At 67.9% G+C, this 22,498-nt stretch carries 18 protein-coding genes; 3 read left to right on the forward strand and 15 right to left on the reverse strand.

Features of this window, described 5'->3' with window-relative positions:
* Nucleotides 1–14 precede the first annotated feature (14 nt).
* The 5 genes from WKC72_RS00290 to WKC72_RS00310 all read right to left on the reverse strand — a co-directional run bounded on the left by WKC72_RS00290 (nt 15) and on the right by WKC72_RS00310 (nt 6,362).
* A complete protein-coding gene (locus WKC72_RS00290) occupies nt 15–659 on the reverse strand; it encodes a hypothetical protein (RefSeq protein ID WP_037228970.1) in 645 nt (214 codons plus the stop codon).
* Complete coding sequence (locus WKC72_RS00295; protein WP_370181434.1) at nt 643–2,355, reverse strand: FAD-dependent oxidoreductase; 1,713 nt, start codon at nt 2,353–2,355, stop codon at nt 643–645. The genes WKC72_RS00290 and WKC72_RS00295 overlap by 17 nt, the downstream gene beginning before the upstream one ends.
* The gene (locus WKC72_RS00300; protein ID WP_370181435.1) at nt 2,352–3,842 is read right to left on the reverse strand and encodes a flavin-containing monooxygenase; all 1,491 of its coding nucleotides are present in this window, start codon (nt 3,840–3,842) and stop codon (nt 2,352–2,354) included. Before WKC72_RS00300 ends, WKC72_RS00295 begins: the two co-directional genes overlap by 4 nt.
* Nucleotides 3,839–4,432: a TetR/AcrR family transcriptional regulator gene (locus tag WKC72_RS00305; RefSeq protein ID WP_081792271.1), complete on the reverse strand. Its 594-nt coding sequence runs from the start codon at nt 4,430–4,432 to the stop codon at nt 3,839–3,841. The genes WKC72_RS00300 and WKC72_RS00305 overlap by 4 nt, the downstream gene beginning before the upstream one ends.
* Before the next feature lie 100 nt (nt 4,433–4,532).
* Nucleotides 4,533–6,362 (reverse strand): multicopper oxidase family protein, encoded by a 1,830-nt coding sequence (locus WKC72_RS00310; protein WP_370181436.1) that lies wholly within the window; start codon nt 6,360–6,362, stop codon nt 4,533–4,535.
* 100 nt (nt 6,363–6,462) lie between these two features.
* Here WKC72_RS00310 and WKC72_RS00315 point away from each other — a divergent pair, with 100 nt between their 5' ends.
* Both WKC72_RS00315 and WKC72_RS00320 read left to right on the forward strand, forming a co-directional pair.
* On the forward strand, nt 6,463–7,401 hold the full coding sequence (locus WKC72_RS00315; protein WP_370181437.1) for a formylglycine-generating enzyme family protein: 939 nt from the start codon (nt 6,463–6,465) through the stop codon (nt 7,399–7,401).
* Between the two features lie 61 nt (nt 7,402–7,462).
* Nucleotides 7,463–8,389, forward strand: a complete 927-nt coding sequence (locus tag WKC72_RS00320; RefSeq protein WP_268791864.1) for a hypothetical protein — start codon at nt 7,463–7,465, stop codon at nt 8,387–8,389.
* Here WKC72_RS00320 and WKC72_RS00325 read toward each other — a convergent pair.
* The 7 genes from WKC72_RS00325 to WKC72_RS00355 form a co-directional block, all read right to left on the reverse strand.
* Nucleotides 8,336–9,001, reverse strand: a complete 666-nt coding sequence (locus tag WKC72_RS00325) for a GAP family protein (RefSeq protein ID WP_037228988.1) — start codon at nt 8,999–9,001, stop codon at nt 8,336–8,338. The two genes, WKC72_RS00320 and WKC72_RS00325, sit on opposite strands and share 54 nt — an antisense overlap.
* Nucleotides 9,002–9,095: 94 nt before the next feature.
* Nucleotides 9,096–10,214 carry an alpha/beta hydrolase family protein gene (locus tag WKC72_RS00330; protein ID WP_370181438.1) on the reverse strand — a complete coding sequence of 373 codons (1,119 nt, stop codon included), beginning with the start codon at nt 10,212–10,214 and terminating at the stop codon, nt 9,096–9,098.
* 80 nt (nt 10,215–10,294) lie between these two features.
* Nucleotides 10,295–11,326 (reverse strand): aspartate-semialdehyde dehydrogenase, encoded by a 1,032-nt coding sequence (locus WKC72_RS00335; RefSeq protein ID WP_370181439.1) that lies wholly within the window; start codon nt 11,324–11,326, stop codon nt 10,295–10,297.
* A gap of 2 nt (nt 11,327–11,328) precedes the next feature.
* Nucleotides 11,329–12,594, reverse strand: coding sequence for an aspartate kinase (locus WKC72_RS00340; protein WP_005248517.1), 1,266 nt, complete (start codon nt 12,592–12,594; stop codon nt 11,329–11,331).
* 95 nt (nt 12,595–12,689) lie between these two features.
* Nucleotides 12,690–13,664 carry a hypothetical protein gene (locus WKC72_RS00345; protein WP_370181440.1) on the reverse strand — a complete coding sequence of 325 codons (975 nt, stop codon included), beginning with the start codon at nt 13,662–13,664 and terminating at the stop codon, nt 12,690–12,692.
* 282 nt (nt 13,665–13,946) lie between these two features.
* On the reverse strand, nt 13,947–14,603 hold the full coding sequence (locus WKC72_RS00350; RefSeq protein WP_112302088.1) for a GAP family protein: 657 nt from the start codon (nt 14,601–14,603) through the stop codon (nt 13,947–13,949).
* 13 nt (nt 14,604–14,616) lie between these two features.
* Entirely contained in the window at nt 14,617–15,954 is a 1,338-nt protein-coding gene (locus WKC72_RS00355) for a DUF1254 domain-containing protein (RefSeq protein WP_112302089.1), read from the reverse strand.
* 144 nt (nt 15,955–16,098) lie between these two features.
* Here WKC72_RS00355 and WKC72_RS00360 point away from each other — a divergent pair, with 144 nt between their 5' ends.
* Complete coding sequence (locus WKC72_RS00360) at nt 16,099–18,450, forward strand: arylsulfatase (protein WP_128640181.1); 2,352 nt, start codon at nt 16,099–16,101, stop codon at nt 18,448–18,450.
* Between the two features lie 51 nt (nt 18,451–18,501).
* Here the strand turns inward: WKC72_RS00360 and WKC72_RS00365 are convergent, their stop codons facing one another.
* From WKC72_RS00365 to WKC72_RS00375, 3 genes are read right to left on the reverse strand one after another with little or no spacing between them, the layout of a single operon-like run.
* Nucleotides 18,502–20,169, reverse strand: coding sequence for a SulP family inorganic anion transporter (locus WKC72_RS00365; RefSeq protein WP_128640182.1), 1,668 nt, complete (start codon nt 20,167–20,169; stop codon nt 18,502–18,504).
* Nucleotides 20,170–20,197: 28 nt separating this feature from the next.
* On the reverse strand, nt 20,198–21,904 hold the full coding sequence (locus WKC72_RS00370; protein ID WP_370181441.1) for a SulP family inorganic anion transporter: 1,707 nt from the start codon (nt 21,902–21,904) through the stop codon (nt 20,198–20,200).
* Between the two features lie 12 nt (nt 21,905–21,916).
* Complete coding sequence (locus WKC72_RS00375) at nt 21,917–22,339, reverse strand: hypothetical protein (RefSeq protein ID WP_081792272.1); 423 nt, start codon at nt 22,337–22,339, stop codon at nt 21,917–21,919.
* Between the last annotated feature and the right edge of the window lie 159 nt (nt 22,340–22,498).

Here is a 22,498-nt window from a genome sequence, read left to right on the forward strand (position 1 = left end):
CGACCTGTCTCAGGTCAGCGGAGCTGCGCGGGCCCGGTGGTCATCCGGCCGTCCGTGATCACGATGCCGTGGTGCGTGCCGGGCGTCAGCCAGTCACCGAGGGTGGGACCTTCGGCCGTCACGTCCACGCGGGCATATCGGAAATGCCCCCGGAGTCGCGCGGACGCGGTCACGAGGCCGTGGCCGCCGGGTTGCGCGAACCCCAGCGCGCCGGCGACAGGCAGTCGCGGTCCGCGCGGACGAGTGCTCGTTGTGACGCGCCACGCTTCGGACGATGCCTCGAAGTCGCCGTGCACATCCCCGTCGAACTCGGCAGTCACCTTCGGCAGGCTCCAGTGCACGCGGCCGCCGTGCACGGAGGGTTCCGAATCCACGGCAATGAACGGGACCGCCATGCGCGGCAGGACGCCGATGCGACGTCCGGGCGCGCGGAGCACCGGGCTGGCGAGGATTTCCCGGTAGGGCCCGACGGGCGAGTCGAGGTAGTCGACCATCATCGCGAGGGTCAACGGCACGGTGGCGCCGTCGGGTCCGAGCGCGCGGGCGGCCGCGGTGCTGCGGTGCCACCACAGTGTCGCGCGCACCCCCGCCGGCCACGGGGGCGGCGAGCTCTCGGGCCAGTCGGTGCGCGGGGTGGTCGATTCAGGCACGCTCCACATCGACTGTCTCCCTTCGGGTGGTGACCGTCAGCGGGAGCCGCAGTGCACCCGGCGCGTCGGCGGGGACCACCGGATTCCGGGGCGGCGACGGTTCGATACGTACGTATGGCTTGCCCGGCTCGGGCCGGATGTCGGCCTCACCCTTGTTGGGCCACAGAGCGAATGCACGCTCGGCCTGGGCGGTGATGGTGAGCGACGGATTGACCCCGAGATTCGCGCTCACCACGGAGCCGTCGGCCACGTGCAGACCGTCGTGTCCGTACGCCCGCAGGTAGGGGTCGACGACGCCGGTATCCGGCGAGTCCCCGATGGTGCAACCCCCGAGGAAATGAGCGGTCATCGGAATGTTCACGACGTCGGCGAACGAACCGCCCGGGTCTCCCCCGATCCGCTCGGCCACCTTGCGGATGGCCGTGTGACCCTGCGGGATCCATTCGGGCGGCGGAGCTCCGGGTCCGGGACGGCTGGTGACCGCGCGACCGAGGCGGCCCCGCCCCTTGGCCAGTTCGAGCGAATTGTCGTCGGTCTGCATGACGAGCGCGATCACGGTGCGCTCCGACCAGTGCCGCACCGACAGGCTGCGCACGAACGCCCCGGGGCGACGCAACGCGACGCCGACCGTCTTCAGCAGCCGCGGCGTCCTGCCGCCGCCGTCGCTGAGGACGGTCTGCAACAGGCCGATCGCGTTGCTGCCCTTGCCGTACCGCACCGGTTCGATGTGGGTGTGATCGTCCGGGTGGAACGAGGACGTGATGGCAACGCCCTTCGTGAAGTCTGTGGCACGGTTCTTCGCCGTGGCCGCGAGGACCGCCTCCGAGTTGGTGCGCACCACCGATCCCAGCCTCGGCGACAACCGCGGCAGCGCACCGGATTCCTTCATCGCCAGCAGCAGCCGGGCGGTGCCGTACGTGCCCGCGGCGACCACCACCTGGTCGGCGGTGAAGGTGTGTTCCCGCTTGCGGATCCCGTCGGTGCGGCGGGTCCGCAACGCGTAGCCGCCGCCCGCCCGGGGACGCAACTCCGTCACCGTCGTGAGCGGATGCACCCGGGCACCCGCCTTCTCGGCGAGGTGGAGGTAATTCTTGACGAGCGTGTTCTTCGCGCCCACCCGGCAACCCGTCATGCAACTGCCGCACTCGGTGCACCCTGTGCGCTCGGGTCCTACTCCCCCGAAGAACGGATCGGCCACCCGCGATCCCGGTTCGCCGAAGAAGACCCCCACCGGTGTGGACGTGAACGTCTCACCGGCGCCCATCTCCTCGGCCACCTCGCGCATGACGGCGTCGGCGGGGGTGAACGACGGATTGGTCGTCACACCCAGCATCCGTTTCGCCTGCTCGTAGTACGGGGCCAGCTCCGACTGCCAGTCGGTGATGTGCGCCCACTGTTTGTCCTCGAAGAAGCGGCGTGGCGGCTGGTAGAGGGTGTTCGCGTAGTTCAGCGACCCGCCTCCTACCCCTGCCCCGGCCATGACCAGGACGTCGGGGAGGAGGTGGATCCGTTGCACGCCGTAGCAGCCCAGCCACGGTGCCCACAGGTAGCGGCGCAGCCGCCAGCTCGTCTCGGGCAGCTCGTCGTCGGCGAAGCGTCTACCCGCTTCGAGTACGCCGACCCGGTACCCCTTCTCGGTGAGCCTGAGCGCCGCGACGCTGCCGCCGAAACCGGAGCCGACCACGATCACGTCGTAGTGCGTCACGCGACGGTCTCCTTCACGGCGCTGCGTCGTGAAACGTAGTTCTCCTGATCGAAGCGCTGCAGCTGGGAGCGGAACTTCCAGGTGAAGGTCGGCCACTGGACGGAGTTCCGGCCCTCGGAGTCGTAGTACCAGCTCGAGCAGCCACCCTTGTTCCAGACGGTGGACTGCAGTTCGGACTGGATGCGGGTGTTGTACCGGCGCTGCGCCTCCTCGCTGACCTCGAAGGCGGTGATGCCGCTGTGGTGCATCACGTTCAACGCGTCGGCGATGTACGCGGACTGCGATTCGAGCATGTAGACGATGGAGCTGTGCCCGAGGTTGGTGTTGGGACCGTACATCAGGAACAGGTTCGGGAAACCGGCGACGGTGGTCCCCTTGTACGCACTCGGGCTCCCGTCCCAGTGCTCGGCGAGGGTGCGGCCGTTCCCACCGCGCAATGCGTGCGCCACAGGAGGTTCCGTCGGTGTGAAGCCCGTCGCGAAGATGATGGTGTCGACCTTGTGCTCGTTGCCCACCGCATCGACGACGCCGTCCGACGTGACCCCGGCGAGTCCCGCGTCGACGAGCGTGACGTCGGGACGGTCGAGGGTCCGCAGCCAGTCGTTCGACAGCAGCATCCGCTTGCAGCCGATCGTGAAGTTCGGTGTGAGCTTCCGGCGCAGTTCGGGATCCCGCACCTGCCGGCGCAGATGCGCCTTGGCCACCATCTCGAACACCGGCAGCAGCCCGGTGGCGTGCGCGAGCACACCGCCCAGCGCTTCGCGGAAGCTGTACACGGACCCGCGGACGGCCTTCTGCACCAACGGCAGTCGCCGGTAGAGGCCCTTCTCGGACCCGGACAGTTCGCGGTCGAGACGTGGGATCACCCAGGCGGGCGTGCGCTGGAACACGGTGAGATGTTCGGCAGCGGGCGCGATCTCCGGCACGAACTGCACCGCGGACGCACCGGTGCCGATGACGGCCACGCGCTCACCGGTGAGGTCGTGGTCGTGGTTCCATGTGGCCGAGTGGAACGTGGTGCCGCCGAACGTCTCCAGTCCCGGCATGTCCGGGACGCTGGGCGTCGACAGCGCACCCGTCGCGGCCACCACGACGTCGGCCGTCAGCGTTCCGCGGCTCGTCCGGACGGTCCAGATGGCCTCGTCGTCGTCCCAGTGCGCTTCCTGCAGTTCACAATCGGTCACCACCCGGGACCCGACACCGGTGTCGGCCGCAACCTTCTTCAGGTAACGGTGGATCTCGGGTTGACGGGCGAACGTGTGGCTCCAGTCCGCGCTCGGCGCGAACGAGTACGAGTACAGCGACGTCGGGACGTCGCACGCACACCCCGGGTAGGTGTTGTCTCGCCACGTGCCGCCGACGTCGTCGCCGCGCTCGATGATCAGGACGTCGGCCTGCGGCTGCGTCTGCAGAATGCGCGCCGCCAGTCCCATGCCGGCGAAACCTGCCCCCACGATCAGGGTGCGTACGTGTTGCGGAAGATTCACGACTTCTCCACCTTCGATTCCCACACGGGCAACAGCCGCGCGCGTAGTGACTGTTCGGCCTCTGGGGTGCGGAACAGGGCCGACACCGCCAGACCGCGAACCAATTCGATACTGAGCTCGATGGTGTCGGCGTCGAACCGATCGCCGAACACCTCCGCCGACCCGCGGCGCAGCGCGTCGTTGACCTTCCGCTCGAGCGGAACCGTCGCCTCGTACAGCGCCGGGTCGGTGCGAGCGGCCACCCACAACTCGAGGGCCGCATAGAACAGCGGTCCGGAGAAGGCGTCGGCGAGCACCTCGACGCCGCGGCCGGCATCCACTTCGGCGGCGAGGATCTCCTCCATCCGCTTGTCCACGAGATGTTCCACGGCTGCCACCACCAGCGACTCCTTGGTCGGGAAATGGTGCAGCTGCGCGCCGCGCGACACCCCCGCCCGCCGGGCGATGCCCTGCGTGGTGGTGCGGGCGTACCCGAGCTCGACCAGCGAGTCGACGGCGGCGTCGAGCAGCTTCGTGCGCATCGCCGCGGTCCGCTCGGCCTGCGTGCGGGTCGGTTTGACTACTGCTGTGTCAGGTGTCACACACAGCACTGTAGGCGGAAAAAAGAAAACAGTCCAGACTGCTTGTAAGTTTGCGCTACGCGCCTGTGAGTACTTATTAACCGCCGGACGTTAATAAGTACTCACGGGCCTAGGGCACGAGTCGGTACCGCAGCATCATGTCGTGGTCCTCGTGGTCGAGCATGTGGCAGTGCCACACGTAGCCCTGCAGGGGATGCGACGCCTGCCCCATGGTGCCGTGTCCGCCTTCGGAGTGATCCATCGTGTGCGCCGACATCCCGAACGTGGCGTCCGGGTCGAAACCGAGTTCGTCCGCGGTCGGAAACCGGACGATGATCCGGGTGATCGAGTTCGCGTCCGCGATCACCGTGTCCTTGAAGCCCGACTCCCACACCTGCGGCGCCAGGTTCGGCCCGAGCACGAACGGGTCCGCCGACGGCGTCCACCGCACCCCGACCGCGGGTACCGGGACGGCCTGCATCAGGGCGTTCGTGTCGATCGCCTGCCGCCCGATCACCCGGAACGACACCAGATGCAGGTGGATCGGATGCGGTTCGGGCGTGACGTTGACGATGTTCCACTGCTCGACGGTGCCCTGCCGGGGCATCTCGATGTCGTCGGTCGTGTAGCGGAGGTTGTTCAGCGACATCAGCGGCGACGGCTGACCCAGGCCCTGCGCGAGCTGCATCACCGACACGTTGCGCACCACCACCGACGGCCGCGCGACGGGCGGGAGGACGGCGAGACCACGGCTTCCGCCCCGCAGTGTCTCCGGCACGCCACCGGTGAACCCGGCGGCGGTGCCCACCCGGAACCGGCAGAACCGCGGCATGATCTGCACCCCGCGCTGCGCGACCTGCGCCGGTATCGGCTCGTCGTTGCGCAGTTCGACCGTCGTGCCGGGCGCGAGGGTTCCGAAATCGACGAGGAGGTCCACCCGCTCGCCCGGTCCGAGTCGGACGTGGTCGGTGGCGACCGGGGCGTCGAGCAACCCGCCCTCGGCGCCGATCACCCAGAACCTCATCCGGTTCTCGAAGAACAGATTCCACACGCTGAACGATGCGGCGTTCACCATCCGCAGGCGGTACAGGCCCCGCGCCACCGACATCTCCGGCCACACCTTGCCGTTCACCACCCCCACGTCACCGGGTGTGGCGGCCTCCCAGCTGCCCTGCGGATTCAGCGGGTTGGAACGGACACTCTGCCGTCCGTCGTCGGTGAAGTTCTTGTCCTGCAACACCAGCGGCAGTTCGAATTCACCCGAGGGCAGACCGAGCGGGTTGCCGCTCGCACCGGTGTCGTACTCGTCGCGCAGCAGGTACATGCCCGCCAGCCCGGCGTAGATGTTGAGCCGGGTGACGCCCATCGCGTGGTCGTGATACCAGAGCGCGCAGGCTTCCTGCCGGTTCGGGAACTCGTGCACCATTCCCTGCCCGGGTCGCATCGTGTCCTCGGGATGTCCGTCGAACTCGGGGGGCGTCCGTCCGCCGTGCAGGTGCAGCGACGTCGGCACCTGGGTGCGGTCCTGCTCGCTCACGCCGTGGATCCTCGTGTCGACGTCGGCGGCGAGGGGGTTGCTCGCGATGTCGTTGCGGTACGTCAGCGAGGTCCGTTCGCCGACGTGGGCTTCGATCGTCGGGCCCAGGTAGTCCATCCCGCCGTAGCCGAGGGCCGGGGACGCAGGCAGGTCGGGGTGGAACACGTGCGTCGTGCTGCTCGCGTGCACCTCGACGGCGCTCCCACCCACCATCGGCAACGGCGGCAACTGTTCCCGGAACGGCTGGAGCGGCGGCGAGGAGAAGACGAACGGCCGCAGCGGATCGATCCCGAACGGGTAGGCGCTCGCCGATCCCACCCCGACGGCACCGAGCCCGGCCGTCAGCGCCAGTCCACGAACGAAAGACCTACGCGGAATCCGTCCATCCATTCCGAGGAGCCCCCTGCACGGTGAGAACAGCATTGCGAATCGAGTAGCCGACGGTACCGCAACCGTTGCCCCTCTCACCGGGTTTACGGGGCGTCCCTTCGCACGGCGGCCGTCGTCGTGCCAGTCTGACCTCATGACTGGTGCAGCTCCGAAGAACATGGCATGGATCCCCGGGGGCACCTTCTGGATGGGTTCGGAGGACTTCTACCCCGAGGAAGGCCCCGTCCACCAGGTGACCGTCGACGGATTCTGGATGGACTCGCACCAGGTCACCGTGGCCGAGTTCCGGCGATTCGTGAAAGACACCGGTCACGTCACGACCGCCGAGATCGCCCCCGACCCCGCACAGTACCCGGGCGCGGATCCGGCTCTGCTCGTGCCCGGTTCGCTCGTGTTCACCCCGACGGCCGGCCCCGTCCCGCTCGACGACTACACCCGCTGGTGGTCGTTCACGCCGGGTGCGGACTGGCGGCACCCGGAGGGTCCGGGCAGCAACGTCGGCGGACGCGAACGCCATCCCGTCACGCACGTGTCGTGGTTCGACGCCCGCGCGTACGCGGAGTGGGCGGGCAAGGACCTCCCGACCGAGGCCGAATGGGAATTCGCGGCCCGCGGCGGGCTGGACCGGCAGCCGTTCGTGTGGGGCGAGGAGCACGAACCGGGCGGCCGGCCCGGCGGGAACGTCTGGCAGGGGCAGTTCCCGTGGGAGAACCTCCTCGCGGACGGCTTCGCGGGAACGTCGCCGGTCGGCCATTTCCGGCCCAACGGTTACGAACTCAGCGACATGGCCGGCAACGTGTGGGAATGGACCACCGATTACTTCACGGCGGATCACTCCGAGGGCGGGAAGAACGTCGCGCCCACCAGTTCCTGCTGCATTCCCACCAACCCGAGAGTCGAGACGGCACGCGTCGAGAACCCGGACGAGCCCTACGCGCGCCGCGTGATCAAGGGCGGCTCGCACCTCTGCGCGCCGAACTACTGCCTCCGCTACCGACCCTCGGCCCGGCAGGGTGACACCGAGGAGACGTCGACGTGCCACATCGGGTTCCGGTGCATCATCCGCCCGTGACGGTCTTTCTCACCTCACGGGGATGAAGACGCGCCGCGTCCGCTGCGGTTGAGTCGGTGATGTGCGGTCCACCAAATTGTCTGTGGCGCTGGCCCGGGAAGCGCTGATCGCGCGGACCGAAACTGCCAACGGCTGGTTGCAGGGCACACCTCCCGGCCGCACGGTTCGACGCGTCATCGACGGGCTGATCGCGATCGAACTCGTCGACCGCTCGATGACGCTCGCCGCCCGGATCTTCACGTCGGTGCTGCCCGTGATGATTGCGGCATCGACGCTGAGCAGTTGGAACGTGACCGCACGCACCATCAAGACCCAGTTCGGCTTCGACCCCACGGAACTGACGACCACGTCCGGCTCCGTCGACACCACCAACCCCTCCTTCGCCGCGTTCGGGGTCGTCGGTCTGCTGATGATCGCGATCAGCGGAACGTCCTTCGCGAGGGCGCTCGCCCGGATCTACGCAAAGATCTGGAACGTCCCGTCGATCACCCTCCGAGACGCCTGGCGGTGGCTCGTCGTCCTGTTCGCCGTCGCGATGTCGGGGACGGCGATCGGCCTGGCCGGCGAGCTCACGAACGTCCGGTTCATCGGGCCACCTCTCGCAGTCGCCGGGGAGTTCGCGGTGTGGATGGCCGTGTGGACTCTCAGCCCGTACCTGTTGACGATGGGCACCCTCAAGGGTCGCGTGCTGTGGGCGACGGGGGCGCTGACCGCCGCCGCGCTCACCGCTCTCCACGTCGGCGGACGTCTCGTCCTGCCCCGGATCACCGCCGCCGCGCAACACCAGTTCGGGTCGCTCGGCCTGGTGTTCACCGCGATCAGCTGGCTGTTCGTCCTGTCCGTCGTGATCGTGGGGTCCGCGGTGATCGTCAAGGCGATCGCGCTCGACGAGGGCTACATCGGGCGGTACCTGCGCGGCCCGGACGCCGTCGTGTCAGAACAACCCGCTGAACCCCTTGCCGAGGACGACGGCGCCCATCACGAGTAGCAGCACGCTCATCACCGCGGCGTTGTTGGCCTGGAGCCAGACCTTGAGGTTGTCGAGGGTCCCGCGCATCTTGTCGGCTGCGACGGCGTAGGCGATCACCGGGACGAGGACGGTCGATCCGGCCAGCACCGTGTACACGATCAGGGCCACCACCTGCTCGCCGCCGTTCACCCCGGCTGTGCCGATCCCGACGCCCGCGGACACGCAGAGCAGAAGGTTCTTGGGATTGATTGCCGCCAGCGCGAATCCGAGACCGGTGGATTTGACGAAGTTCAGGTCGTCGATGGCCTGCATCCATTTCGGCGGCTCCGCGTGGGCATTGCGGCTTCTCCACTGCCGCCCCGCGAGCAGGAGCAGCAGCACACCGAGAACCACCTTCACCCACGACGCGGTCGCCGAGGGACCGTCGGAGTCGGACGTGTCGATGCTGCCGGCGAGGAGCATGAAGATGCCCGTCGCGACGAGGATGCCCAGGATCCAGCCGACGCCGAAGCCCGCGCTCGCACCGCCCGCCCGCTTCGACAGCAGCATCAGGATGACGGCGATGATCGGTATCGGCGAGATCGCGACACCCACGGCGAGCGGTAACAGTTCTCCGATGACTGAGCCCATGTCCGAACCGTAGGGTCGGGGCGCCGTCTCCGCCTCGCACGTGTCGGGTGAACCCCAGGTGAGTGGCAAAGCGTGCTCGGGGACGCTTTGCCACTCACATGGGGGACAGCACGCGCGCCGCGAACGCGAGGGACTCCGGCATGGAGGCCGTCAGCGATTCGCGGTGGTCCTCACCGGCAAGTTGCTGGTATTCGACGTTCACCCCGTGCTGCTGCATCTCGGCGAGCTGCGCCCACGTCAACGGAATCGGCACCGACATGTCGGACAGGCTGTGCACCACCCGCAGGGGGTGGTCGAATCCGTCGACGGGTACCTGCTGCATCGCCCGGAACAGCGCCCGGAACTGCTCGTTCCACAGGGGCGCCGCGAACAGGTCCCCGACCGACGTGGGATGGCCGAGCAGGTACCGGCCGAGTTCCCGGCTGCACGTCACCTTCGCCAACTCCATCAGTTCGATTCCCTTCGGCGACAGATAGTGCCGAATGTCGACCTCCGGGCGCTGGTCGTCGATGCCGGCGAGAGTCAGCAACGCGTAGTTCACGATTCCCGTTGTCGGCAGAGCGGGAATCGCCGGACCCGCGGCCGGAAAGAGCTGTTCGAGGTGGGTCGGCGCGGCGACGGCGACGGCACCGCGGTAGTCGAGGGCCGGTGCCCTGGTGGTGGCCTCGCGGGCGGCGAAGTAGGTCGCGTGCCCGCCCTGCGACAGTCCCGTGACGATCCACCGGTCGCTGAGCACGTCGCTGTAGATGTCGTGTGCGGCCAGGACGATGTCGACGGCGTTGGCGGCGGCGGCGCGACCGTCGAGATAGGCATTGACCCCGGGCGTGCCGATTCCCGCGTAATCCGTTGCTGCGACGGCGTACCCAGCGGCCAGCCACTGCTCGATCGCGGGCAGTTCGACGTAGTTGAACCCGGCGACGGACGGAGCGCACTGGTCGGCGACCCCGACCGTGCCGTGTGCGTAGGACACCACCGGCCAGCCGCCGTCGGGTGGATCACCGTGGGGAAGGAAGATCGATCCGGTCGACTCACCGGTCGCGGTGGCGGTGCGCATCGTGGAGTAGCGGACCCGGACGCTGTCGCCGGCCTGGGTGGGGACTGCGGCGGGTGGAAGTTCTTCCTGCGACAGCAGGATCCTCGGCTGTGCGGACGCCTCGCTCGCACCGGTGAGCAGCAACAGGACCGCGGCCACCGCGGCCCCGACGACTCTCATCGGCCCAGTATCCACCCGAAACCGGCACGTGAGTGGCAAAGCGTGCGGGAGCACACTTTGCCACTCACGTGGGGAGGAGGTCAGACCAGCAGTTCGGCGATCTGAATGGTGTTGAGGGCGGCACCCTTACGCAGGTTGTCGCCGGACACGAACAGCGCCAGACCGCGACCCTCGGGGACACCCGGATCCTGACGGATGCGCCCGACCAGCGACGGGTCGCTGCCCGCGGCCTGGAGCGGGGTGGGGACGTCCACCAGCTGCACACCGGGAGCCTTCGACAGAAGCTCCTGCGCGCGCTCCACCGACAGCGGACGCTCGAACTCGGCGTTGATCGACAGCGAGTGACCCGTGATCACGGGGACGCGGACGCACGTGCCCGACACCAGAAGGTCGGGCAGGCCGAGGATCTTGCGGCTCTCGTTGCGGAGCTTCTGGTCCTCGTCCGTCTCACCGCTGCCGTCGTCGACGATCGAGCCGGCCAGCGGCAGGACGTTGAACGCGATGGGTGCGACGTACTTGTTCGGGGCCGGGAAGTCGACGGCGCTACCGTCGTGCACCAGCTTCTCCGCATCGTCGATGACGGCGCGGGCCTGGCCCACCAATTCCTCGACACCGGCGATGCCACTGCCCGACACGGCCTGGTAGCTCGACACGATGAGGCGCTGCAGACCGGCCTCGTCGTGCAGAACCTTCAGCACCGGCATCGCGGCCATCGTGGTGCAGTTGGGGTTGGCGATGATGCCCTTCGGCGGGTTCTTCGCCTGCTCCGGGTTGACCTCGCTGACGACCAGCGGGACGTCGGGGTCCTTGCGGAACGCCGACGAGTTGTCGACGACCGTGGCGCCTGCCGCCGCGAACCGCGGGGCCTGCTCACGAGAGAGCGTCGCACCGGCCGAGAACAGGGCGATGTCGATGCCCTTCAGGTCCTCGTCGGACGCCGCGGACGCGTCCTCGACGACGATCTCCTCGCCCCGGAACGGCAGCTTCTTGCCCGCCGACCGCGCGGAGGCGAAGAACCGCACCTTGTCCGCGGGGAAGTTCCGTTCCTCGAGGAGGGTGCGCATGACGATGCCGACCTGCCCGGTCGCACCGACGACAGCGATGGTGGTCATATCTACCGTCCCGTTCCTGCGTGCACGACGGCTTCTTCGTCGCCGCCGAGCTCGAATGCGTCGTGGATCGCCTTCACGGCCTTGTCCAGCTCCACGTCCTTGACGAGCACCGAGATGCGGATCTCGGATGTGGAGATGAGGTCGATGTTGACTCCGGCCTTCGCGAGGGCCTCACAGAACGTCGCGGTGACGCCCGGGTGGCTCTTCATGCCCGCGCCGACCAGCGACACCTTGCCGATGTGGTCGTCGAACAGCACCTGCGTGAAGCCGATCTCGCCCTGCAGCTTGGTGAGCTTCTCGACGGCGCGCGGGCCGTCGGCGGTGGGCAGGGTGAACGTGATGTCGGTCTTGCCGGTCTCGACCTTCGAGATGTTCTGCAGCACCATGTCGATGTTGATCTCCGCCTCGGCCACCGCGCGGAAGACCTGCGCGGCGTAGCCCGGGGTGTCGGGCAGGCCGACGACGGTGATCTTGGACTCGCCGCGATCGTGCGCGACTCCGGTGATGATTGCCTCTTCCACGGGGATGTCCTCCATCGATCCGGACACGATGGTGCCCGGCTTGGTCGTGTATGACGAACGGACGTGCACGGGCACGTTGTATCGGCGGGCGTACTCGACGCAGCGGAGCATGAGCACCTTCGCGCCGCACGCCGCGAGCTCGAGCATCTCCTCGAACGACACCGTCTCGAGACGCTGCGCGTCCGGAACGATGCGCGGGTCGGCGGTGAAGATGCCGTCGACGTCGGTGTAGATCTCGCAGACGTCGGCCTCGAGGGCCGCTGCGAGGGCCACCGCGGTGGTGTCCGAACCGCCGCGCCCGAGGGTCGTCACGTCCTTGCTGTCCTGGCTGACGCCCTGGAATCCGGCGACGAGGACGATCGAGCCCTCGTCGAGCGCATCCCGGACGCGGCCCGGTGTGACGTCGATGATCTTGGCGTTGCCGTGAGCACCGGTGGTGATGACGCCCGCCTGCGAGCCCGTGAACGAACGGGCCTCCGCACCGAGCGAATGAATTGCCATTGCGACGAGAGAATTGGAAATGCGCTCACCGGAGGTCAGCAGCATGTCCATTTCGCGGGCGGGTGGGGCTGGGCACACCTGCTGAGCCAGATCGAGCAGCTCATCAGTGGTGTCCCCCATCGCTGAAACCACGACGACGACATCGTTGCCGGCCTTCTTGGTCTCGACGATCCGTTCAGCCACTCGTCGGATTCTCTCGGCGGTTGCCACCGAGGATCCGCCGTACTTCTGGACGACGAGAGCCACGCGTTTCTACCTCCAGGTCGATGAATCTGTACTGGTCCAGCTGTCGAGCTTACCGGCGGAGTCCAATCTGATCCCGGGTGAGTCCGTTCGGACGCCTATCCGAACGCCGTGTTCGCGGCGTCCGCGACCCTCGCCACGGCCGCGCAGTTCGGGCCGTGAACAGTGACGACTGCACCCGCGTGACCGAGCCTGCGGGTGAACTCGTCGACGCCCGCTCCGGGCCGTGTGACGTCGATCGGCTCACCCATCGGGCTCGTCCACCGGCATCGGTCGCCGACCGTCTCCGGCTCGGCGGGAACGGATGGTCGGTTTTCCTTCACCGGCGACATCGTGAACGACACGGTCACCTCACTCCCGGGCACCCGGTTCGGGTTCGGAAACAGGACGCAGTCGAACGGGGTGGGCGGCGACTCCGGATCGACGACGCGTCCGCCCGCCGTGGTCCCCAGCACGTCGAGTACTTCGCACGGGTCGTGTACCGCGAGCGCCGCCTGGTGCGCGGACGTGCCGTCCCGAGCAGGCAGTCCCGACCGCATCCTGTCGATCGCCGACTCCAGCGCCGCGTCGGCGAGCGGGCAGGCGTCCTGGCCGGCGACGGTTCCGGCGCGGACGGTCGCCAGCGCGTCCCGTCCCACCTGTTCCTCGCCGGTTCCGACGTTCAGCCGGAAGACGCGCTCGCACGTCCCGCGCGCCAGGTCGGCGCCCGCACCGCGATAAACAGTCACCCCGTCGACCGTGTCCGGCCGGGTCAGCGCCGCATCGGACAGCATCGACGGCAGCAGGGACAACTCCACGTAGGTCGTCGCGCCTTCGGGCCGGGCCATGAGCGCCGAGCACACCGACAGCTGCACGGCGGACCCGTACTGCTGAACCGTCCCGGCGGCGCGCACCACCGACTCGTCGAGCAGGCCGCACGGATCGGCGGCGCGGAGCGCGTCCTCGACGTGGACGTGCCGTTGCTGCTCCGGCGTCAGTTCCTGCAGCGGGGAGGCCCCCGCAGTCCCCGACACGCTGTGCGCGCACCCGGACGTGATCACGGCGCACAGGAGCGCCGCGGCAACTTTCTTCACTCGATCCCCCCTCGAATCGGCCCGAACACTACCGCCGATGCGGGGATCATCGGAGAGAGGAAGGGGCGCCGTGAACAGAGCAGCCGAGTTCCCCCGGTCCGGATCGGATTCGCGACCCACGACGAGATCGCCGACGCCGCCCGGCGCCACCCGTTCGTCGCCCGCCACCTCCTGCGGGCCATCGACTCACTGACCGCTTCGTCCCCCGCGAACCGGCAGTCCGCGTTGGAACGACGCAGCGCCTGGGTCCGCGCCCATTGCGGACTCCCGCCGACGTTCGGATCACACGAGGGCGAGCAGTCCCCGTAGCGCGAACAAGGTGCCGAAGCCGAAGAACACCGCGACCCCGAGCGCCCGGTTGTGCCGGACCATCCAGGTCTTGGCGGCGCTCAGCCCCTTCTGGGCGCGGTCACCCAGAACGGTGTAGATCCCGATCGGGACGGCGAAGTCGAGCATCGATGCGACGAGCAGCAGAGCGGTCCCGACCAGCGCACCCCCGATCCCGACGTGTGAACTGGAGATGATGGTCATCCCGGACAGCATGATGAAGATGTTGGGGTTGATCGTGCCGAGGGCGAGTCCGGCCACGAAGGCGGTGCGCGGTGTGGCGGATTCGAGGGCCGTCATCCATTTCGGTGTCGCGCCCGCCGGCTTCGGTTTCTGCGCGAGCATGACGACGCCGACGACGAGGAACAGCACACCGACGATCAGTCCCACCCAGTTGCTCACCGTCTTGGATGTTGCCGACGGATCACCGGCGCCGCCGAGGAGCGCCGCGACAGCGATCTGGGAATAGACGAGCAGGAACGCGGAACCGAATGCGAGGGCGTTCCGCACCGCGTTCGCCGACTCGAGCAGCAACACACATCCGACTACGGCGGCGGGTGTGATGACCAGACCGATCATCTCGGGAACGAGCAGCCAGATCAGCTCACTCACCTGCGCCCCCTGATCACCTGGTCCTCACGAAGGGCGGGATCTCGAACGTTCCGTCGAACACCTCCGCCTTCGGGCTGTACATCCGTAGCAGGGGCCGGAACCCGGCTGCCGGTGTCGGCAGCCAGTTGGCGCGGGCCGCCGGATCGGCCGGCGCGACGGTGCTCAGCGTGATGGTCAGCGAACCGTCGTCCGCGAATATCAGTCCCGGCGTGCGGTCACCGATCGAATAGCGGTCGATGGGATTGTCGACGAGGAAGAACTCCGGGAGGTCGTACATGGTGATCGACCAGAACGCGTCGACCGGCGGGGTCGGCGCGAACGTGAGCGTGTAGTCGTGTTCGCCGGACAGTTCGTTGCCTTCGCTGTCGTGGTAGATCGGCGCGTACGCGGCCTCGTAACCGTGGTTTCCCCACAGTCCCGCCATCGCGGCACCGGCCCGCAGTCCCAGCGCCTTCGAGCGGTCCTCGATCCGCCACTCGGGTGAGTCGAGCGTGCCGACCTCGAAGAAGTCGTCGTTGTAGTCGAAGGCGTGGTACATCAACTGCCAGCCGTTGACCACCGCTCCGCCCGCCCCGGATTTCAGTGCGGTGACGAGCGATTGATGCCCTGCCTCGGCACCGGCCGTGAGCACCGACGCGAGGTCCGGCGGCGCTTCGAGGTACGGCGACGGCCCGGTCTCGAGCAGCCCGAGCGGGGCGAACGCCTGCTGCGCGACGAGATCCTGCGCGGCGGGCGGGTACGCCTGCGAGTACACCCTCAGCTTCTCCCAGAACCGAAGTTCCTCGGGGACGTTCGGGTCGGGTGCCGGCAACCCCTGCGCCGGTTCCTGGTCTCCGACCGGTTCCAGCGTGAGGGCCGACTGCAGTTCCTTCACCCGCTCCAGGTCTGCCTCGCCGTCGCAGGCCCAGCGGCCGATGATGGTGCCCACCGCAGTGGGGAACGCGATCCGCGTCGCACCGTCTGGGACCTCACCGGACCACTCCGGGCCGGTCAGCAGGAAACGGCCGGCCGCCGTTCCCGTCGCGCGTTTGCCGACGTACGCGAAATTATTCGTCCACGCATCGACGAATTGCAGCACGTAATACGCCCCGCCGCTGTCGGGCACTCGCAGCAACTGCGGTCCGTGCGCGAGGTCGATCTGGGCGATCGAGTAGATGGTGTCGTTGTTCACCGAGACGAAGGTGTCCCGCGGCCCGGCGAGCGTGCGCGCGTGACCGAACGTGTTGAAGGGTGCGGCATCGAGGCTCCCCATCCCCTCCGCCACGAAGCGGTTCACCTGGTCGAGGTCGAACACCAGCGGGAAACCGTACACCCACGCCTTGGCGGCGAGTTCCTGCAGTTCTGCACTCACGACTGGCTCCTGTCCCGCGGTCTCCGATCCATGCGACCACGGCGGGACGGGTCACGGCTTCACCCGGAAAGTGTGAGCCGGAACGGAGTTGCCGCCCCTAGCGTCGGCGGGGAGACCGTGCTGTCCATGGAAAGGGCGAACACCATGCCTGAGGAGCTTCCCGGATCGATCCTCCCGCTCCCCGATCAGCAGTATCAGGGGCCGCTGTACTTCGACGCCAAACACGCCACCGAGAAACTGCCTCCCATCACCGCCAAGCGCCCTCCCGCCGGCGCCCCGAACGTGCTGCTGATCCTTCTCGACGACGTCGGATTCGGGGCGTCGAGCGCGTTCGGAGGTCCGGTCGGCACCCCGACCGCCGACCGGCTCGCGGCGGGTGGTCTGAAATACACCCGGTTCCACACCACGTCGCTGTGCTCGCCGACGCGCGCCGCCATGCTCACCGGCCGTAACCATCACGCGGTCGGGATGGGCCACATCACCGAAACCGCCACCCCCGCACCCGGCTATCGGTCGACGCGGCCGAACTCGTGCACACCGCTTGCCGAGATCCTGCGGCAGAGCGGTTACAACACCGCACAATTCGGAAAGTGCCACGAGGTTCCGGTCTGGGAATCGGGACCCACGGGCCCGTTCGATCACTGGCCTGCGTTCAGCGGGTTCGAACGCTTCTACGGATTCATCGGCGGCGAGACCAACCAGTGGCAGCCCGCGCTCGTCGACGGGGTGACCGCCGTCCTCCCGCCCGACGACCCCGACTACCACCTGATGCCCGACCTGGCCGACAAGGCCATCGACTACATCAAACAGCAGAAGGCGCTGACACCCGACAAGCCGTTCTTCACGTACTTCGCGCCGGGTGCCACGCACACCCCGCACCACGTGCCGAAGGAATGGATCGCCAAGTACAAGGGCAGGTTCGACCAGGGGTGGGACGCCGTCCGCGACGAAACGTTCCGGAAGCAACTGCAACTCGGCGTCATCGGATCCGACTCCGATCTCACCGCACGCCCCGACGGCATCATGGCGTGGGACGACATCCCGGAGGAGCGCAAACCGATCCTCCGGCACCAGATGGAGGTGTACGCGGCGTTCCTCGAGTACGCGGACTTCCACGTCGGCCGCGTCGTCGACGCCGTCGAGGAGATCGGCGAACTGGACAACACGCTGATCCTCTACATCATCGGCGACAACGGTGCCTCGGCCGAGGGCGGGCTCGAGGGCACGTACATGATCACCACCGCCTCCAACGGCGGCGGCGAGTACGAGACCGTCGAGTTCTGGAACGAGCACCTCGACAAGATCGGCGGCCCCGAGGCGTACAACCATTACGCGGTCGGGTGGGCGCACGCCATGTGCACCCCGTACCAGTGGACGAAACAGGTGGCCTCCCACTACGGCGGAACCCGCAACGGGACGATCATGCACTGGCCCGGCGGCATCCAGGCCAAGGGCGAGACCCGTCACCAGTGGCATCACGTCATCGACGTCGCGCCGACCATCCTCGAATTGGCGGGACTGGCGCAACCGCACACGGTCAACGGCGTCACTCAGGTGCCGATGCACGGCACGTCCTTCGCATACACGTTCAACGATGCGGACGCAGGCGAACGTCACCGGACGCAGTACTTCGAGCTCATGGGCAATCGCGGTGTCTACCACGACGGGTGGACCGCCGTCACCAAACACCGCACACCGTGGGACGTCGTCGCGAAGGCCCCGGACTTCTCCCTGGACGTGTGGGAGTTGTACGACACCACCACGGACTGGACGCAGGCCCACGACATCGCGAAGGACAACCCCGAGAAGCTCGCCGAACTGCAGCAGCTGTTCCTGATCGAGGCGGTGCGGCACAACGTGCTCCCGCTCGACGACCGGGCCGCCGAACGGATGAACCCGGAGATCGCGGGACGGCCGACCCTCGTCCGGGGCGACAAGCTCCGGCTGTTCGAGGGCATGACCCGGCTCGGCGAGAACGTCGCGATCAACATCAAGAACCGCAGCTACTCGGTCACCGCGCAGATCCAGGTTCCGGAATCGGGCGCCGAAGGGGTGATCGTCACCCAGGGCGGACGCACCGGCGGCTGGGCCCTGTTCACCGTCGGCGGCACACTCGGCTACCACTACAACTACTGCGGTCTACGGAGAACGACGGTGCTGGCGCCGACCGCACTCACGGCGGGCGAGCATCAGGTTCGCGTCGAGTTCGCGTACGACGGCGGCGGTATCGGCAAGGGCGGCACCGCCACCCTGTACATCGACGGCGACGAGGCCGGCAGCGAGCACGTCGAACGGACCCATCCGCTGTACTTCTCGTTCGACGAGGGACTCGACGTCGGCGTGGACACCGGAATGCCCGTCTACGAGGGGTACACCACGCCGCGGGGCAAGTTCAACGGCAAGATCGACTGGGCCGACATCGAACTGGGCGACGACGACCACAACCACCTGATCGACCCCGAGGACGCCCTCGCCGCGGCCTTGCGCCACCAGTAGGCGGCTCCGCCGCCCGTGAGTGGTCAGCGAGTCCAGAGACTCGTCAACCACTCACGGGTGCGCAGCGCCTACGGCGTCGTCGACGGTGGGGAAGAACCGGCCCCTGCCGTCGAATTCGCGCCCCAGGTCCGTGCGGAGCACCGTGTCGCGGTTGGCGCGGGGCAACTCGGCGAAGTACACGGTGACCCCCGCGTCCGACAGTTCCCGCTCGAGGTCGAGGAAGCTGCGCATCACGGTCAGCGACACCTTCTGCAGGCGCGAGCAGTCGAGAATCAGCGTGTGGGGCACGGTCGACGTGTCGTGGCCCTCGACCACCCCCAGGCGAGTGCGGATCGCCACCGTGTTCGCCCGCACGTTCGCGGTGTAGAGACCGACGTTCAGCCGGAGTACGAGAGGATCGGCGGGAACGGTCGGCGCGTCTTCCTCCCCCGCGCGCCACTGGCCGTGTCCGTCCTTCTGCAATTGCACGACGTGCGGCCGGTTCAGCTCGCGCAGTACCAGATACAACGTGAACAGCACCCCGACCGCGACGGCGGGCAGCAGTCCGGCGACCAGACCGATGAGTGCGGTCGCGAGCGCCACCCAGAACTCGGTCCTGTCGATGCGCCAGAACCGTGCGAACGACCCGAAATCGAGCAGTCCGAGCGTCGCGACGACCACCATCGCGCCGAGCGTGGCCTGCGGCAGGTCGCTGAGCACCGGGGCGAGGAACAGCGCGACGAGCACCGCCAGCGCCGCCGTGACGAGCCCACTCAGCTGGGTCCTCGCCCCTGCCCGCAACGCGACCGCGGTCTGCGAGAATCCGCCCGCCGGCGGCAGGGTGTGGAAGAAGGCGCCCGCCACGGACGCCGCACCGTTGGCGAGCAGTTCGCGGTCGCTGTCGATCGGCGGTTCCGTCTGCCGCCGCACTCCACGCCCGACGGACACCGTCTCCAGGAACGCCATGATCGCGATCGCCAGTGCCCCGGGCACCAGCGCACCGATGTCGGCGAGCGGTGGGATACCGGGTAGCGGAATGCCACGCGGCACCTCGGCGATCAACGCGACCCCGCGGCCGTCGATGCCCGCAAGCGCGACGAGCAGTATCCCCGCGACCGCAACGACCAGCGGCCCTGGGACCCGCGGTATGAATTTCGCCATCGCGTACAGCGCCGCTATCGACCCGGCGGCCAGCAGCACGGTGGCGGCGTTCGCGTCGCCGACCTGCCGGAGCGCCGACCACACGACGCGGAAGAATCCGGTGGCGTCCGGATCGGACGGTACGCCGAGCAGTTTCGGCAGCTGGCTCGCGGCCACCGTCAGCCCCACCCCGGCCTTGATCCCGGACAGTGTTGCCTCGCTGATGTTCTCGATGATCGCACCGAGCCGCAGCAGCCTCGCCAGCAGCAGGATCACGCCCACCAACAGCGTCAGCGTCATCAGCGACGTCTGGGCGTCGTCGGAACCGGCGGCGATTCCCGCTCCGATCAGGGTGGACGCGGTGAGGGTCGCGATGGTCGAGGTGGTACTTACACTGGCGGTGCGGGATCCGCCGAGTATCGCGTAGACCACCATCGGCACCATGCAGGTGTACAGGCCGATCTGGACGGGCATGTTCGCGATGGTGGCGTACGCCATCGCCTGCGGAATCACGACCGCGCCGGCGCTGAGGCCCGCGACCACGTCGGCGCGGAGCCACTTCTTCCGGTACCCGACGAGGGTCGGCGCGAGAACGGTCACGGTGACTCACACCGAAACCTCGGCCCTGTCATGAATCCTCGCTACGCCGATCCGGTTCCCCGAGGGCCTCGCGCACGGTCGGATACAGGCCGACGGGGGTCGCGTCCGAGCCCGAGCGTCGTATCGTGTCCCGGAACTGCCCGATGTCCCGTGCCACACGTAGCTCGATTCCTTGGCGCGCAAGCACATCCCGCAACTGCACGAGCATCTGCGCGGCACTGACGTCGACGAACGGCGACGTCTCGGCGTCGAGGACCACCACTCGCGTGTCGTCGGCGCACAGGGCCTCGATGCGGTCCTTGACGTGATCGGCGTTGGCAAAGAACAGTCCCGACTCGACGCGCACCACGACCACGTGCGGTGTGGTCGGCAGATCGGGATGACGCTCGGCGTCCACCCACAGCGACCCCTCCTTCGCGAGCGCCGCGACGTGGGGACGCGACGCCCGGTAGAGCAGCAGCAGCATGGACACGCCGATGCCGATGACGAGCCCGGGCAGAGTGTCGAACAGGAGCACGCCCATCATCGCGGCGAGGGCGGCCGCGAAATCGGCACGCGCGGCGTATCCGTAGATACTGCCGAGCCTTTCGGTCCACACCCCGTAGAGCCGGCGGAGCGCGGAGATGTCGACGAGTTCGATGACGGCGGCGATGACCACCGCTGCAAGCGTCGCCTCGGGGAGTTTCTCGAACAGTCCGGTGAGGAACAGCAGGGTCACCACGGTGAGAACCGCGACGACGAGACCGCTGACCTGTGATTTGGCGCCCGCCCCGCCGTTGACCGCTGTCTTGGAGAGGCTGCCGTTCACCACCATTCCCGAGCACAGCCCCGAGCCGAGATTGGCAGCGCCGAGGCCGAGGAGTTCCCGGTTGGCGTCCACCTCGTAGCCTTCCTTCGCGGCGTACGTCTTCGCGGCACCGAGCCCTTCCGCGAACCCGATGAGCAGCACGCCCACTGCGGGCCCGAGAAGGTCGATGTAATCGTCGAACCCGACACCACCCGGCAGTCCCACCGACGGCAGCCCGGAATCGATGTGACCGACGATGTCGACACCTCTTCCGTCCAAACCGAACACGGCGACCGCGGCGATACCGAGAAGGACGGCCAGCAGCGAGCCCGGCACGAGCGGCAGCCACCGTTTGAATCCGAGAACCACGACGAGACTGAGCACACCGACGACGAGCGTGCCCCAGTCGATGTCACCCAGGTGGGTGACGACTCCCCACGCCTGTTCGAAGAAGTTTCCGTGCTCCTTCTCCACGCCGAACAAGGCAGGCACCTGCCCGATGATGATGGTCAGGGCCAGCCCGACGATGAAACCCTTCAGCACCGGCCCCGAGATGAACGACGCGATGAAGCCCAGTCGGAGAAGACCCGCGAGCAGCCCGACGATGCCGGTCGCGATCGCCAGCACCGCTGTCAGGGCGGCATACTTGCCGCCGTCCGCCCCGGCGAGCGGCGCGACGATGGCAGCCGACAGGGCGGCCGTCGCCGACATCGGCCCGACCACCAGATGCCGGGAACTGCCCGCCGCCGCGTAGAGGACCAGTGCCGGAATCGCCGCGTACAGACCGACGACCGGGGGAACTCCCGCGATGGTCGCGTAGGCCAGGGCCTCCGGGACCAGCACGGCCCACACGGTCAGGCCCGCGATGACGTCGGGCCTGACCCATCCTTTCCGATATTCCTGCAGCGAGCCGAATACCGGCCAAGTGCCGGTCGCAGAACTCACCACGTCGTGATCGTCCTAGTCCCTGGCGGTGTCCCAGGTGGTGACCGCCCAGATCACGACGACGTCGAGCGCGATGATCAGGATCGACCACAGCGGGTAGTAGGGCAGCCAGAGGAAGTTCGCGAGGATCGACAGCGCAGCGATGCAGACGGCCACGACACGGGCCCAGGTGGCGCCCGTCATGAGGCCGATCGCGCTGATGACCAGGACGACGCCGAGAACGATGTGAATCCATCCCCACGCGGTGGTGTCGAACTGGTAGGTGTACTCGACGCCGATGACCAGCAGATTGTCGGAGGCGACTGCGGCGATGCCCTGGAAGAACGAGATCACGCCGACGGTCAGCAGCAATATCGCCGCTGCCAGCGACGTTCCCGCCGCAAAACCCTGTTTGACAGGGCTGTTGGTCCTGGACTCCGGATTTGTCGTCATGTCCATGCCCTTCTCGAAAGGATGTGCTCGAACAGTGGAATCGTGCGGCCTCGCGGCGGTGTCGGCATCATCCGCGCCGGGTGATCCTCATCTGCAACGGATGATGTGTCGTCGTCCGCCGGGTGCAACAGTCGATTCGGGGCATCCCGGTTGGCCGATTGTTGC

The sequence above is a fragment of the Rhodococcus wratislaviensis genome (genome assembly GCF_041228765.1).
GTDB classification, from domain to species: domain Bacteria; phylum Actinomycetota; class Actinomycetes; order Mycobacteriales; family Mycobacteriaceae; genus Rhodococcus_F; species Rhodococcus_F wratislaviensis.

Excerpts from the sequence above, each read along its gene's own strand:
- WKC72_RS00290 (WP_037228970.1), bottom strand. The coding sequence starts at position 659 with ATGTGGAGCGTGCCTGAATCGACCACCCCGCGCACCGACTGGCCCGAG.
- WKC72_RS00310 (WP_370181436.1), bottom strand. The coding sequence starts at position 6,362 with ATGCTGTTCTCACCGTGCAGGGGGCTCCTCGGAATGGATGGACGGATT.
- WKC72_RS00315 (WP_370181437.1), top strand. The coding sequence starts at position 6,463 with ATGACTGGTGCAGCTCCGAAGAACATGGCATGGATCCCCGGGGGCACC.
- WKC72_RS00325 (WP_037228988.1), bottom strand. The coding sequence starts at position 9,001 with ATGGGCTCAGTCATCGGAGAACTGTTACCGCTCGCCGTGGGTGTCGCG.
- WKC72_RS00330 (WP_370181438.1), bottom strand. The coding sequence starts at position 10,214 with ATGAGAGTCGTCGGGGCCGCGGTGGCCGCGGTCCTGTTGCTGCTCACC.
- WKC72_RS00335 (WP_370181439.1), bottom strand. The coding sequence starts at position 11,326 with ATGACCACCATCGCTGTCGTCGGTGCGACCGGGCAGGTCGGCATCGTC.
- WKC72_RS00360 (WP_128640181.1), top strand. The coding sequence starts at position 16,099 with ATGCCTGAGGAGCTTCCCGGATCGATCCTCCCGCTCCCCGATCAGCAG.
- WKC72_RS00375 (WP_081792272.1), bottom strand. The coding sequence starts at position 22,339 with ATGGACATGACGACAAATCCGGAGTCCAGGACCAACAGCCCTGTCAAA.